At 73.1% G+C, this 12,775-nt stretch carries 14 protein-coding genes; all 14 read right to left on the reverse strand.

The genetic code is table 11. From position 1 onward, the window contains the following. The 14 genes from OHT51_RS03030 to OHT51_RS03095 all read right to left on the reverse strand — a co-directional run bounded on the left by OHT51_RS03030 (position 1) and on the right by OHT51_RS03095 (position 12,774). Positions 1-504 carry a winged helix-turn-helix transcriptional regulator gene (locus OHT51_RS03030; RefSeq protein ID WP_328877299.1) on the reverse strand — a complete coding sequence of 168 codons (504 nt, stop codon included), beginning with the start codon at positions 502-504 and terminating at the stop codon, positions 1-3. Next, the gene (locus OHT51_RS03035) at positions 501-1,559 is read right to left on the reverse strand and encodes an LLM class flavin-dependent oxidoreductase (RefSeq protein WP_328877300.1); all 1,059 of its coding nucleotides are present in this window, start codon (positions 1,557-1,559) and stop codon (positions 501-503) included. The genes OHT51_RS03030 and OHT51_RS03035 overlap by 4 nt, the downstream gene beginning before the upstream one ends. Further along, positions 1,559-2,065 carry an SRPBCC family protein gene (locus OHT51_RS03040; RefSeq protein WP_328877301.1) on the reverse strand — a complete coding sequence of 169 codons (507 nt, stop codon included), beginning with the start codon at positions 2,063-2,065 and terminating at the stop codon, positions 1,559-1,561. The genes OHT51_RS03035 and OHT51_RS03040 overlap by 1 nt, the downstream gene beginning before the upstream one ends. Before the next feature lie 119 nt (positions 2,066-2,184). After that, complete coding sequence (locus OHT51_RS03045) at positions 2,185-2,475, reverse strand: hypothetical protein (protein ID WP_328877302.1); 291 nt, start codon at positions 2,473-2,475, stop codon at positions 2,185-2,187. An 87-nt stretch (positions 2,476-2,562) separates the two neighbouring features. Then, complete coding sequence (locus tag OHT51_RS03050) at positions 2,563-3,504, reverse strand: sugar kinase (protein ID WP_443052692.1); 942 nt, start codon at positions 3,502-3,504, stop codon at positions 2,563-2,565. A gap of 206 nt (positions 3,505-3,710) precedes the next feature. After that, positions 3,711-4,658: an SMP-30/gluconolactonase/LRE family protein gene (locus OHT51_RS03055; RefSeq protein ID WP_328877304.1), complete on the reverse strand. Its 948-nt coding sequence runs from the start codon at positions 4,656-4,658 to the stop codon at positions 3,711-3,713. Further along, a complete protein-coding gene (locus OHT51_RS03060) occupies positions 4,655-5,287 on the reverse strand; it encodes a bifunctional 4-hydroxy-2-oxoglutarate aldolase/2-dehydro-3-deoxy-phosphogluconate aldolase (protein ID WP_328877305.1) in 633 nt (210 codons plus the stop codon). The genes OHT51_RS03055 and OHT51_RS03060 overlap by 4 nt, the downstream gene beginning before the upstream one ends. Beyond that, positions 5,278-6,123: a hypothetical protein gene (locus OHT51_RS03065; protein WP_328877306.1), complete on the reverse strand. Its 846-nt coding sequence runs from the start codon at positions 6,121-6,123 to the stop codon at positions 5,278-5,280. Before OHT51_RS03065 ends, OHT51_RS03060 begins: the two co-directional genes overlap by 10 nt. 5 nt (positions 6,124-6,128) lie before the next feature. Then, complete coding sequence (gene dgoD, locus OHT51_RS03070) at positions 6,129-7,274, reverse strand: galactonate dehydratase (protein WP_328877307.1); 1,146 nt, start codon at positions 7,272-7,274, stop codon at positions 6,129-6,131. Next, positions 7,271-8,011 (reverse strand): FadR/GntR family transcriptional regulator, encoded by a 741-nt coding sequence (locus OHT51_RS03075; protein ID WP_328877308.1) that lies wholly within the window; start codon positions 8,009-8,011, stop codon positions 7,271-7,273. The genes dgoD and OHT51_RS03075 overlap by 4 nt, the downstream gene beginning before the upstream one ends. A gap of 40 nt (positions 8,012-8,051) precedes the next feature. Further along, positions 8,052-8,834 (reverse strand): SDR family NAD(P)-dependent oxidoreductase, encoded by a 783-nt coding sequence (locus OHT51_RS03080; RefSeq protein WP_443052386.1) that lies wholly within the window; start codon positions 8,832-8,834, stop codon positions 8,052-8,054. A 42-nt stretch (positions 8,835-8,876) separates the two neighbouring features. Continuing rightward, on the reverse strand, positions 8,877-10,949 hold the full coding sequence (locus tag OHT51_RS03085; protein ID WP_328877309.1) for an alpha-galactosidase: 2,073 nt from the start codon (positions 10,947-10,949) through the stop codon (positions 8,877-8,879). Further along, positions 10,946-11,839, reverse strand: coding sequence for a carbohydrate ABC transporter permease (locus OHT51_RS03090; RefSeq protein ID WP_328877310.1), 894 nt, complete (start codon positions 11,837-11,839; stop codon positions 10,946-10,948). Before OHT51_RS03090 ends, OHT51_RS03085 begins: the two co-directional genes overlap by 4 nt. Further along, a complete protein-coding gene (locus OHT51_RS03095; protein ID WP_328877311.1) occupies positions 11,839-12,774 on the reverse strand; it encodes a carbohydrate ABC transporter permease in 936 nt (311 codons plus the stop codon). Before OHT51_RS03095 ends, OHT51_RS03090 begins: the two co-directional genes overlap by 1 nt. Between the last annotated feature and the right edge of the window lies 1 nt (position 12,775).

The following is a 12,775-nucleotide window of genomic DNA, read 5'->3' on the forward strand; positions in this document are numbered from 1 at the left end:
TCAGTCCTTTGCGAAGCGGCGCTGTACGTCGGGCCGGGACTTCAGGTGGTCCGGGTAGCCGGGGCCCATCCGTGCCGTCGTGTCGTCGGCGTGCAGCGGCTCGCGGCAGGTGGAGCACACCACCTCCGCTTGACCGTCGTGACCGCAGGCCTCGTGGTGCAGGGTGACCGGAGGCCCCTCGGGCCCGGCGAGCCAGCGGTCGCCCCAGCTCGCCATCGCGGCGAGGACCGGGAAGAGGTCCTTGCCCTGCTCCGTCAGCAGGTACTCGTGGCGGGGCGGCTCGCTCTCGTAGAGTCGTCGCTCCAGCAGCCCCGCCTCGACCAGGCGGCGCAGCCGGTCGGTGAGCGTGTTCCGGGCGATGCGCAACTCCCCCTGGAACTCGTCGAAGCGGCGGCAGCCGTAGAACGCCTCCCGCAGGACCAGCGGGGTCCAGGCGTCCCCCACCACGTCGAGGGTCCGCGCGATGGAGCAGGGCCAGTTCGCGAAGGACGTCCGCGCGCTCATGGCCGTACTCCGGCCTCGTGGACCAGCTCGATCGCACGGCCCAGAGTGTCGAGCCGGGCGGCCAGGTCCGCGCCGGCCGGGTACAGGCGGACGGTGTCCACGCCCGCGTCGCGCCAGACGCGCAGCCGCTCCCGGACCATGGTCTCGGTGCCGATCAACGTGGTCGCGAGGACCATCTCGTCGGTGACCAGCCCGGCCGCCCCGTCCCGGTCGCCTGCCTGCCAGCGCTGCCGTACCTCCGCGGCGACCTCGGCCCAGCCCTGCCTGCTGTAGGCGCGGTTGTAGAAGTTGGTGGACGTAGAGCCCATGCCCCCGAGGCTGAAGGCCAGTTCCTTCTTGCGCCCGGTCACCATGGCGCTCAGGGCGTCCTCGTCGGCGGCGAAGGCCACTTCGGCGCCCTGGCAGACGTCCAGATCCGCCCGGACGCGCCCGCCGTGCGCCAGCCCTTCGTCCAGGTGGGCGAAGTAGGCACCCGCCGCCCCTTCGGGCACGAAGCTGGTGCCGAGCCAGCCGTCGGCGACCTCGCCGGTCAGCCGGAGCATGGCCGGTGACAGTGCGGCCAGGTACAGCGGCACGGGGTGCTCGGCCCGCATCGACAGTTTCATCGGTACGGCGTCGCCGCCGGGCAGCGGGATGCGGTACTCGGTGCCGGAGTGGTCGATCTTGCCGCCGGCCAGGACCTGCCGCACGATCTCCACGGTCTCGCGGACGCGCGCCAGCGGGCGGGCGAAGGGAACGCCGTGCAGCCCCTCCATCACCTGCGGGCCCGAGGGGCCGAGGCCGAGCAGGAAGCGTCCCTGGGACAGGTTGGAGAGGGTGATCGCGGTCTGCGCGAGCGCGACCGGGCTGCGCGTCCCGACCTGCATGACTCCGGAGCCCAGCAGCATGCGTTCGGTGCGGGCGGCGTAGTAGCCCAGGGCGGAGGGCGCGTCCGAGCCCCATGCCTCGGCCACCCAGCAGATGTCCAGGCCCAGCTTCTCCGCCTCGACGACGAAGTCCGCCTGCCGGGTCCAGGAGCCGAGACCCGACGCCTCGACGGTGATCGCGGCCCTCATCACGCCTCCGCCAGTTTCTTGATCTGCCCCAGCGTGACGGTCATGTTGCGCTCGAACTCACGCAGGCGTACGAACACGATCTTCTGTTCCTTGTCCGGCATGCTGTCGATGGCGAACGACAGACCGGACCGTCCGGGCCCCATCTGCATCCACTCGGCCAGTTCGGTTCCGCCGTCCTTGGACTCCAGGCGGAAGCGCCAGACGGCGGAGGGGCTGGCAGGGTCGGACACGGCCCAGGCGAGGACGTGCGGAGGCTCGCACTCGATCACATGCGAAGTGGTCTCCCACTCCCCCAGGGACTCGTGCCTGCTCCTGCCGACGAACCGAGCACCCACGGCGGGCCGGACCGCGCCGTCGAGCCAGTGCACCGACTGAAGCTCATCGCTCATGTCCGGCATCAGCGTCACATCGGAGACGATCTCCCACACCCGGTCCGGCGGCGCGTCCACCCACGTCCGCACCTCGACCGTCGGCGTATCCGCATAGCGTGCGCCCGTCCACTCCACTCCGCACCCACTCCATCCCCGACGAAACACTCGTGACCTTCAGAGTTTCGTAACGAGACTGACTGCGTCAAGAGTTCCGCGGAGCCAGGCTGTGCGGATCTTCGTCCCTTGCGCGTCGGCTACGCGCCGACGTCGCCCGGCTCCCGCTGCAGGAGGGCCTTCCTCACCTGCGCCTCGACATCGCTGCGCGGCTCGCCCTGCGCCTTCGCGTAGTCGGCGACGGCGGTCCGCAGATCACGAGCCAGGTCCCGCCAGGCGCGCCACGCCGTGTTGTACGTGGTGGTCTGCCGCGGGCTCCAGCCGCCTTCCTGAGCGGGCGGCCCGTACATGCCCCGCAGCTCCTCCACGCGATGGTGCGCCTGCTCGGCCGCGCGCTGCTTCTCCACGAGCTCATCGAATATGTTCGTCACACAAATGGAGCATAGGGAGGTAAATGCCGCACCGCTCGTCGAGCCGGGTCCCGGCTGGGGCGGAGGCCCACCGGGGCATGGCCCGGCTCAGGCCGGGGGCATGCCCGCGGCCCGCTCCGCCCACTCCCGCGCCGAGAGACCGAGCAGCGTTTCCAAGTCCTCCGGGTCGGGCAACGGCCCGTGGTCTCCGGTCACTTGGAGGGCGGAGGCGGCGGTGATGTGGCCCAGTCGGAGGGCGCGTGCCGTGGTCCCGCCCCGCAGCAGCCCCGCGAGGAAGCCGGCCGCGAACGCGTCTCCGGCGCCGACCGCCTCCACCACCGTCGTGCGCGGCGTCGGCACCGTGACCGTTCCTTCGTCGCTGAACGCGGTCGCGGCGTTCGCCCCGTCCTTGACCACGAGGATGTGCGGGCGCGGGAGGAGCTCCCGTACGTCCGCCGGTGTCAGCTTCTCGCCCCACAGGGCCTGTGCCTCGTCCAAGCCGACGAAGACGACGTCCGCCCGGTCCGCCAGCTCGTGCAGCACCGTCGGGGCCGACCCGTCCGGCCACAGGGCGGCGCGGTGATTGACGTCGAAGCTCACCGCGTACGGGCGTGCGTCGCCCTCGGCGGTCAGCGCCCTTGTCACCAGTTGACGGCACGGCTCGGACAGCGCCGGTGTGATGCCGGTCAGGTGCAGCAGGGAGGCCGTGCGCAGGGGCTCGCTGTCCAGGGCCTCGGGGCCCAGGGCGGAGGCGGCCGAGCCGCGCCGGTAGTAGTGCACGCGGGTTCCGGCTGGGCCCGGGTCCTTCACCAGCAGGCCGGTCGGCCGGTGGGGGTCGGTGCGCACGTGCGACACGTCGACACCGGCGGCGGCGACGGCGGTGCGCACGCGGTGCCCCAGGGGATCGTCGCCGAGCGCGGAGAGCCAGGTCACCGGGATGCCGTGGTCGGCGAGGTACATGGCGACGTTCGACTCGGCTCCCGCCACCGACAGCCGCAGGTCCGCCGCGCCCACCAGCGGGGTCGGTGGGTCGGGGGCCAGAGCCGCCATCGTCTCGCCGACACAGACGACCGGGCCCGGGGTGGGGCGCCAGGGGGCGGTCGTGCCCGATGCCTGAGGGGCGGGAGTGCCGGATGCCTGGAAGGCCGGCGTGCCGGATGCCCGACCGGATGGCGACGCGGCGGTCATGCCGGACGCCTCAGCGGGTGCAGTCGCGGATGCCCCTACGGCTGCCGGACCGGACGGACGCCCGGCGATCACGCCTGGTCCCCGACGGCAGTGGGCCTTGCCGGGGCTGCGACGGTGGTCGGCCTCGCCGGCCCCCCGCCGGTCGCAGCAACACGGGCCAGGTCGATCCGAGCCGCGGGCGTCGGCGTGCCCGGTACGGGCACCCGGGCGCTGAACGGGGCTCCGTCGTCCGGGCCCGGTGCGGCAAGGCCCACCCGGGCTGTCGTGATGTGCAGGACGTCGTGGGCGAGGCACAGCCCGGCCGGCTGCCGCGCGGGCAGCCGCAGGGTGCGGTCGAGCGTGCCGTCGGGCAGGTGGCGGCGGACGGTGCCGGTGCCCCAGGCGGCGATCCACACGGCGCCTTCGACGTCGACGACCATGCCGTCGGGGCTGCCCTCGCCGATCGTGACGAATTCCTGGGGTGTGCCGAGGTCCGCCGTCACGGGGTCCACGGGATAGCGCCGGACCACGCCCCGCGCACTGTCGGCGAGATACATGACGCTGCCGTCCGGCGTGAACGCCGGCCCGTTGGGCACGGTGATGCCCTCCAGCACCCGTACGACCGTGCCGTCCCGGTCAAGGCGGTACAGCGAACCGGCGCCCTCCTCGGCGTCGTAGGCCATGCTGCCGGCCCAGAAGCGGCCGAACGGGTCGGCGACGGCGTCGTTCATGCGCATGGCGGTCCGGGCGTTGTCCTCCGGCCGGGCCAGCCAGTCGACCGTGCCGTCGGGGCTCAGGACGCAGATGCCGGTGTCCGCGGCGGCGATCCAGGTGCCGTCGTGCCCGGCCAGGGGTGCCACCGCGCCCAGGGGGAAGGGGAGTTGGGCCACCGTGTGCAGGGGTGCCGTGGGGTCGTCCGGGGCCGACAGGAGACGGCCGGCGAGGATGTCGACGAGGACGATGCCGGAGCCGGTCCAGCGGATGCCCTCGCCGAGTTCGAGCCGGTCGGGTCGGGTGGGGCGCAGTTCTGCGGTCATCGCGTCGCCTCTTCCACGACCTTGCGGAAGGTGCGGGCGCGTTCCCTGAGGGCGGTGATGCTGCCGCCGTCGGCCGCGTCGCCGACGAGGGGGGAGCCGACGCCGACCGCGATCGCCCCGGCCGCGAGGCAGGCACGGGCGACGTCCTCGTCGACTCCGCCCACCGGAACGAACGCGGCGTCGGGGAACGGGCCGCGCAGGGCCTTCACATAGGCCGCTCCCCCGGCCTCGGCGACCGGGAAGACCTTCAGCGCGGCCACTTCCATGGCCTGGGCTGCGATGATTTCGGTCGGGGTCAGCACGCCGGCGAGGACCGGCGTGCCCAGCTCGCGCGCCGCGCGGACGCCGTCGCCGAGTCCGGGGGTGACGGCGAAGTCGGCTCCGGCGCTGTGGGCGGCGCGGGCGTCCTCGGCGGTGAGGACGGTGCCGGCGCCGAGGGGTCGGTCCGGGCCGAGCGTGCTCCGGGCGCGTTCGATGACGGAGAGGGCGTCCGGGGCGGCGAGGGAGACCTCGATGAGTTCGACGCCCTCCTCGGCCAGGGCCAGCACGGTGCGCAGGGCGGCGTCGGGGTCGCCGCCCCGCACTATCGCGACCAGGCGGTGGGTGGCGAGCGCGGCGGTCAGGTCCACGGACGGTGCTCCTTCTGTGCCGGGGTCGAGGGGCAGCGGCAGGCCCCGGTGAGCGTGAGACGCCAGTGGACCTCGCCGGACGCCGGCACTCGTGCGGCGTCGTCGGGGCCGGCATCGGCGAGGTCGAAGACGCGGCCGAGCATGGGTTCCACGCCCGTGCTCCGGTACGGGTGCGGCTGGGGGTACCCGGCGAGGTTGCGCCACAGGGCGGTCGACACGGGCTGTCCGTCCGCGACCAGCTCCAGGGCGAGCCGGTCGCGGTCGTCGTGGACGCAGCAGCGTGCCGAATCGACGATCGCCCCGACCGCGGTGCCGTCGTCGGGACCGAGCCGGTCGAGGGGAAGTCCGTGGGGCGCGGGCCAGCTGCCGGTGATCCAGGGTGCCCCGGCGGGCCAGGCCCGGGCCAGGAGCGGGGCGGCCTCGGGGAACAGGCGGGTGGTCGCGCCGGCGGGCATGCGCAGGGTGGCGTGCGGGGAGAGGTCGAGCAGGGCGTGCGCGGCCCAGACGAAGCGGAAGCCGGGCCGTGCGGTGAGCGTGTAGTCGACCCGGGTGCCGTCGGGCGTTTCGCGGATGGACCGTGCGAGGGCGAAGGACTCGCACTCGACGTGTTCGGTGTCGCCGGTGCGGGTCCAGGGGCGTGACCAGACGTCGCCGTGATCGGGGAGGCCGCGGACGGTGGGGATGCACTCCTCGAGGCCGCCCGCGTCCACGAACGCGTCACCCGGTACGGCCTTGTCCCGTTCCGGCGCCGAACGGTGCCAGAGCCATTCACGGCCCGCCGAACGCAGGGACGTCCAGCGGCCGCCGTGCGCGGGGTCCGTGGTGATGGCCGGCACGGTCGTCACCACTCGGCGAAGGAGCCGTCGGCGTGCCGCCAGAGGGGGTTGCGCCAGGCGTGGCCGGTGCGGTCGGCCGCCCGTACGGCCGCCTCGTCGATGGTGATGCCCAGGCCCGGGGCGTCGTTCAGCGGTGCGTGGCCGGCCACGAAACGGAACGGCGCGGGGTCGGCGAGGTAGGACAGCAGGTCGGCGTCCTTGTTGTAGTGGATGCCGCGGCTCTGTTCCTGGATCAGGAAGTTGGGGGTGGCGAAGGCGACTTGGAGGCTGGCGGCCAGCGCGATCGGGCCGAGCGGGCAGTGCGGGGCGAGCTGGGCGCCGTAGGTGTCGGCGAGGGAGGCGATGCGGTGGACCTCGGAGATGCCGCCGGCGTGCGACAGGTCGGGCTGGGCCACGGCGACGCCCGCGGTGAGGGCGGGCAGGAACTCGGCGCGGGAGTAGAGGCGTTCGCCGGTGGCGAGGGGGATCGGGGTCGTGGCGACCAGGCCGGGCAGGAGATGGCCGTGTTCGGGGACGACGGGTTCCTCGACGAACAGCGGGTGCAGCGGGGCGAGTTCGGCCAGGACCCGGCGGGCGCCCGCGGCGGTGAAGCGGCCGTGGAAGTCGACGGCGACGTCGCGGTCGGGGCCGAGTGCCTCGCGGGCGGCGGCCACGCGGGCGACGACGGCCGCGGTCTCGGCCGCGGTGCCGATCGGCGAGGTGGCGCCGGCGCCGTTCATCTTGACCGCGGTGAAACCGGCCTCGACCTGGGCGGCTATCTGTTCGGTGAGCTCGGCGGGTTCGTCGCCGCCGACCCAGGCGTAGACGCGGACGCGGTCGCGCACGGGGCCGCCCAGCAGGGCGTGCACGGGGGCGCCGTAGGTCTTTCCGGCGATGTCCCACAGGGCCTGGTCGAGGCCGGCGACGGCGCTGGACAGGACGGGGCCGCCGCGGTAGAAGCCGCCCTTGGTGAGGACCTGCCAGTGGTCCTGGATGCGCAGCGGGTCCTGGCCGACGAGGTACTCGGCGAGGACGTCCACCGCCGCACGGACCACCTCGGCCCGTCCCTCGACGACGGGTTCGCCCCAGCCGACCACGCCGTCGTCGGTCTCGATCCGGCAGAACAGCCAGCGCGGCGGGACCAGGAACGTTTCAATGCGGGTGATCTTCACTTACCGCCGTTGCCTTTCGTGTCGTCGGGTCCGTCGATCCGGTCCAGGTCGCGTCCGGCCTGGACGAGCAGGGCCCGCATCGCCGTCTCCGCGGCCTGCGGGTCCTGGTCGCGTACGGCGTCCAGGACGGCCCGGTGGGCCGGTACGGGGTCCTCGCTGTGCGGGTGGCTGTGCACGATGCGGTCGCGGTGGGCGAGGCCGGGCTCGATGACCATCTCCATGCGCTGGAGCAGCTCGTTGTGGGTGGCACGGAGCAGGGCGCGGTGGAAGGCGAGGTCGGCCTCCACGGCCTGCCCCGGGCCGGAGCCCCGCTCGCCCATCGTCTCCAGTGCCGCGTCCAGGGCGGCCAGGTCGGCGTCGGTGCGGCGCTCGGCGGCGAGGCGCACGGCGGCCGGTTCGACGATGGCGCGTACTTCGGCGAGGTCGGCCAGCAGCGTCCGGTCGGCGTCGGTGGCGAGGTCGGCGCCCTCGAACTGCCAGCGCAGCACATCGGCGTCGAGGAGGTTCCAGTCGGCGCGGGCTCTGACGAAGGTGCCGCGTTTCTGGCGGGCGTCGACCATCCCCTTGGCGGCGAGGACCTTCAGGGACTCGCGCAGGGCGGTGAGACTGACGTCCAACTCGCTCTGCAGCGCCACCAGGTCGAGCGTGGCTCCCTCGGGGATCCGGCCGCCCAGGATGCGGCGGGCGAGGGCCTCCACTGTCTGGCCGTGCACGCCGCGGCGGGCGTAGGGCGTCATGTCGTACAGCCTTTCTGCTGGGGAGTGGGGACGGCGGTGGTCATGCGGACGCCTTCAGGACGCTCCAGCCGCCGTCCACGACGAGGCTCGTGCCGGTGATGTAGGCGGCTTCGTCGGCGCTCAGGAAGGCGATGGCCGCGGCCACCTCCTCGGGGGTGCCGAAGCGGCGGGCGGCCGTCTCGGCGACGCTGCGCTCGCGGTCCTCGGGCGGCACCCGGTCCCAGGCGGCGGTGAGGATGGGGCCCGGCAGGACGGCGTTGACGCGGACCTCGGGCCCGTACTCGACGGCGAGCTGACCGCACAGGGACAGCAGCGCGCCCTTGGACGCGGCGTAGGCGGGGTGGCCGGGGATGCCCACGCGGGCGTGGACGGACGAGGTCAGCACGGTCGCTCCGCGCCGGGCCCGCAGATCGGGCAGCAGCGCCCGGAAGCCGAGGAAGCTCGCGGTGAGGTTGACGGAGAGCTGCCGCTGCCAGGACTCCAGGGTCATCTCGTGGGCCGGGACGACGTCGACGGTGTAGGCGTTGCCGACAAGGACGTCCACGGGTCCGAAGTCGTGGGCGGCGGCCACGATCCGCTGCCAGTCGTCCTCCGCCGCCACGTCGGCCCGCACGAACCGGGCCCGGCCTCCGTCCTTCACGATCCGTTCGGCGACCGCCGTGCCGCGTTCCTGCGACACGTCGGCGAGGACGACGGCGGCTCCCTCCGCCGCGAGGCGTGCGGCGGTGGCGGCGCCGATACCGGAGGCCGCACCGGTGACGACGGCCGTGCGGCCGGTGAAGCGGTCCATCGTGATCGACTCCTTCGTGAGCGTGTCGCGCATGCTCCGTGAGCGGGGACAGGCCGTGCGGGAAACATATGCGGCTCACTGACGTGTCAGTACCACCAGGTCCGCATCATGATCGGCACTCCAGGCGAACGGCAGCCCGTAGTGCAGCAGATGGGCGCCGCTGTACGTCGTCCCGGTGGCGGTGTCCCGATAGCGTGCCGTCGGCTCCAGTGCCCGCAGCCGAAGCCGGTCGGGGCGGCCGGGCACGAGCGGCGAAACGTCGAGCCGTCCGGTGCCGAGCGCGGCGACGACCGTGCGGTCCCCCGCGTCGTACTGCACCCCGCAGGTGGCGTCGGCCGGCGAGCCGAGCAGCCGGGCCTCTCCGTGGTGGATGACCTCGCGCAGTTCCTTGTAGCGGGCGACCCACAGCGCGGCCTCGGTCCGCTGCTCCGGCGTCCATGCCCGCAGGTCGGCCCCGATGCCCAGTACCCCGCACATGGCGTTCACGAAGCGGAAGGCGAGGCTGCGCGGGCGCGGGTCGAAGACGCCGGGCGCGTCGGTGACCCAGGAGCTCATGACGTGCGGGGCGTGGGCGTGCAGGAAGCCGTACTGGATGGACAGCCGGTCCAGCGGGGCGGTGTTGTCGCTGGGCCAGACGACGTCGGTGCGGGCCAGGGTGGCGTGGTCGACGCGGGCGCCGCCGCCCGCGCAGCCCTCGACGGTGACGTGGGGGTGGGTGGTGCGCAGGTGGTCGAGGACGCGCAGGTAGCCGTGGACGTGCTCGGCGTCCAGGTCGAGGCGGTCGGCGGGCCCGGCGCCGGGGCGGCCGCGCTCGGTGGGCGGGCGGTTCATGTCCCACTTCAGATAGCTGATGTCGTAGGTGCCGAGGAGCCGGTCCAGGGTGCGGATCACGAAGTCCTGGACGTCGGTGCGGCCGAGGTCGAGCAGGAGTTGGTTGCGGATCAGTCGGGCGGGCCGGCCGTCGATGCGGTAGACCCAGTCGGGATGTTCGGTGTGGAGGCGGCTGCCGGGGCTGACCGCTTCGGGCTCGACCCACAGCCCGAAGTCGAGACCCAGGCCGCGTACCTCGTCGACGAACCGGTCGAAGCCCTGCGGGAAGGCGGCCGGGTCGGGATACCAGTCGCCGAGCCCACCGGTGTCGTCGCCGCGGCCGGTGAACCACCCGTCGTCGACGACGAACAGCTCGGCCCCGATGTCCGCCGCCGCCTTCGCCAGTTCCAGCTGTCCGGCGGCGTCGACGTCGAAGCCGGTGGCCTCCCAGGAGTTGTAGAGGACCTTGCGGGGGCGGTGCAGCCGGTCGCCGGCGAGGTGGCGTTCGTAGCGGTGCCAGACGCGGGACAGCCCGTCGAGTCCGTCGGGGCTGAAGGCGCAGGCGAGGCGGGGAGTGACGAGGGTGTCTCCGGGCGCGAGGAGGACCGCGCCTTCGTGCGGGACCCGTCCGGCGCGCACGCGCACCGAACCGCCCGGCTCTGCCTCGGCGGTGATGTGCCAGTTGCCGGGCCATTCGAGTGCGATGCCGTACGTGGCCTGCGCGTCCCCGTCCTGCACGGCGAGCCAGGGCGCGTAGGCGTGTCCGGGGGCGCCCTGGAGGCTGCCCATGGTGAACGTCCCTCTGGGCAGGTCGAGTTGGGTGCGCTGGAACTCCTGCGACCACTGGCCGGTGAGGTAGGTGAGCCGGGCCGCGCCGGTCACCGGGATGTTCACTGCGCCGGAGTCGAACCGCTCGAGTCGTAGTTCCTCCCTGCCGGTGTGCTCGGTCCAGCGGAGGATCACGTCCGTGCCCGGCACGGTCTCGTAGCAGAGGACCGTACGCAGGCCGAGCGTCTCGTCGGTGAAGGCGAGCCGGAGCGTCCCCTCCTCTTCCTCCGCTCCGTCGAAGTCCCACCACACGCCCCGCTCCTCGCCCGGGCGGGCCGCGATGAGGTCGGTGCCGGTGAACGGCCGCAGTCCGTGCGGCAGATACTCGGCGGGGGCCGCGTCGGCGGGCGTGATGAAGTGGGTCCGCCTGGAGCGGTCGAAGGCACAGGGCCCGTGCTCGACGCCGAGCGGGCCCCAGGCGTCGAGTTCGGCCCACGGGCCCTGCGGAGAGAGGCGGACCGTGTAGCTGGTGTGCTCGGTGCGCAGGGTCCAGCGCAGGTGCGAGGTCACTTCACCGCTCCCAGGTTGAGGCCGGCCACGAAGTGCCGCTGGAACCGCAGGAACACGGCGACGGTGGGCGCGGCGGCGATGACGGAGCCGGCGGCGATCACGTTCCACATCGACACGTACTGGCCCTGGAGTCCGATGAGGGCGGCGGTGATCGGCATCTTGGTGTCGCTGCGCAGCACGGTGATCGCCCACAGCAGGTCGTTGAAGATCCACGTGAACGACAGGGCGCTCAGCGCGGCGAGGGCGGGCCGGGTCAGCGGCAGGATGATCCGCCAGAAGATCTGCCAGGGTCCGGCGCCGTCGACGACCGCTGCCTGCTGGATCTCGGCAGGCAGTGCCCGCATGAAGCCGTGCAGGACGAAGACGTAGAACCCGACACCGAAGCCGATCTGCACGCCGATGAGCGCGGTCAGGGTGTCGTGGACGCCCATCAGCTCGCTCAGCTTGGACACCGGGATGAGCAGGATCTGCGGCGGGAGCAGGTTGCCGCCGAGCATGAGCAGCAACAGCGAGCGGCGCAGGGGCAGTTCGTAGCGGCTGAGGGCGAACGCGGCCATGGCCGCCAGGGCCAGCGTCACCAGGACGCACGGGACGGTGACGAGCAGGCTGTTGATCAGGGCGCGCTGCTGGCCGCCGTCGACCCAGGCCAGCCGGAAGTTGTCCAGGGTGAAGGAGCGGGGCCAACTGCCCAGGCCGTGCGCGGCGATGTCGTCGAAGGAGCGCAGGCTGGTCACCAGGACCAGGACGATGGGCAGCAGCCACAGCACCGCGAGCGCACCGGCGCCGAGGTGGAATCCCGCGGTGGCGGTACGGCGGCGGCGCAGCGCCGCGGATCCGGTGGAGGTGCGCGTGGCCGGGGTACGGGTGGCGTCGGTACGGGTGGTCGCCATCAGTCGGCCTCCCGGAAGGCGCGCACGAGGTAGGAGGCGATGACGCCGAACGCCAGCAGGAAGATGACGACGGCCAGGGCGGAGCCGTATCCGAGGCGCAGGGACTGGAAGGCGGTCGAGTACATGTAGGTGCTCAGCAGTTCGGACGAGTGGTAGGGGCCGCCGCGGGTCAGCGACCACACGACGTCGAAGGAGCGCAGCGAGTCGATGACGATGACGGACAGAACGACCGCGTTGACGCTGCGCAGTTGGGGCAGGGTGACATGCCGGAAGCGCTGCCAGGCGCTCGCACCGTCGACCTTGGCGGCCTCGTACAGCGCCGGGTCGATGCCCTTGAGGCCGGCGAGGTAGAGGACCATCACGTAGCCGATCTGCCGCCACAGCGCGGGCACGATGACCGCGTACAGGGCGGTGTCCTGGTCGGCGAGCCAGGCGTGCCGCAGGCTGCCGAGGCCCACCGACTCCAGGAGTTGGTTGAGGACGCCGTCGGGCTGGTAGATGGCCTGCCAGACCAGGGCGGTGGCGACCAGGGAGAACACGACGGGCAGGAAGAGGGCGGCGCGGTAGAAGCCGATGCCGCGCCGCTCCTGCTGGAGCAGCAGGGCGGCGGCCAGGCCCAGCAGGGCGGAGAGGCCGCCGAACAGCACCAGCCACAGCACGGTGTGCCCGACCGCGCCGCGGAAGATGTCGTCCCCCGCCATCTCCCGGAAGTTGTCCAGGCCGACGAACTTCGGTGCCGACACGCCGTCCCAGCTGGTCAGGGCGAGATAGAAGCCCTGCAGCGCGGGCCAGAACACCCACACCGCCTCGGCGAGCAGCGGGACGAGGACGAAGGCGACCACCAGCGGGGGTGTGCGCCGCGGTCCCCGGCCCCGGCCGCCACGGGACGGCGCCGGGACCGGGAGCTTGCGATGGGGGGCGGTCAGGACGGCCATG

This window comes from Streptomyces sp. NBC_00299 (assembly GCF_036173045.1).
In the GTDB taxonomy this organism is placed as follows: domain Bacteria; phylum Actinomycetota; class Actinomycetes; order Streptomycetales; family Streptomycetaceae; genus Streptomyces; species Streptomyces machairae.

Bases quoted from the DNA above. Each gene is read 5' to 3' on its own strand.
- OHT51_RS03030 (WP_328877299.1), bottom strand. From the start codon at position 504: ATGAGCGCGCGGACGTCCTTCGCGAACTGGCCCTGCTCCATCGCGCGG.
- OHT51_RS03035 (WP_328877300.1), bottom strand. From the start codon at position 1,559: ATGAGGGCCGCGATCACCGTCGAGGCGTCGGGTCTCGGCTCCTGGACC.
- OHT51_RS03050 (WP_443052692.1), bottom strand. From the start codon at position 3,504: ATGGCGGCTCTGGCCCCCGACCCACCGACCCCGCTGGTGGGCGCGGCG.
- OHT51_RS03055 (WP_328877304.1), bottom strand. From the start codon at position 4,658: ATGACCGCAGAACTGCGCCCCACCCGACCCGACCGGCTCGAACTCGGC.
- OHT51_RS03075 (WP_328877308.1), bottom strand. From the start codon at position 8,011: ATGACGCCCTACGCCCGCCGCGGCGTGCACGGCCAGACAGTGGAGGCC.
- OHT51_RS03080 (WP_443052386.1), bottom strand. From the start codon at position 8,834: ATGCGCGACACGCTCACGAAGGAGTCGATCACGATGGACCGCTTCACC.
- OHT51_RS03090 (WP_328877310.1), bottom strand. From the start codon at position 11,839: ATGGCGACCACCCGTACCGACGCCACCCGTACCCCGGCCACGCGCACC.
- OHT51_RS03095 (WP_328877311.1), bottom strand. From the start codon at position 12,774: ATGGCCGTCCTGACCGCCCCCCATCGCAAGCTCCCGGTCCCGGCGCCG.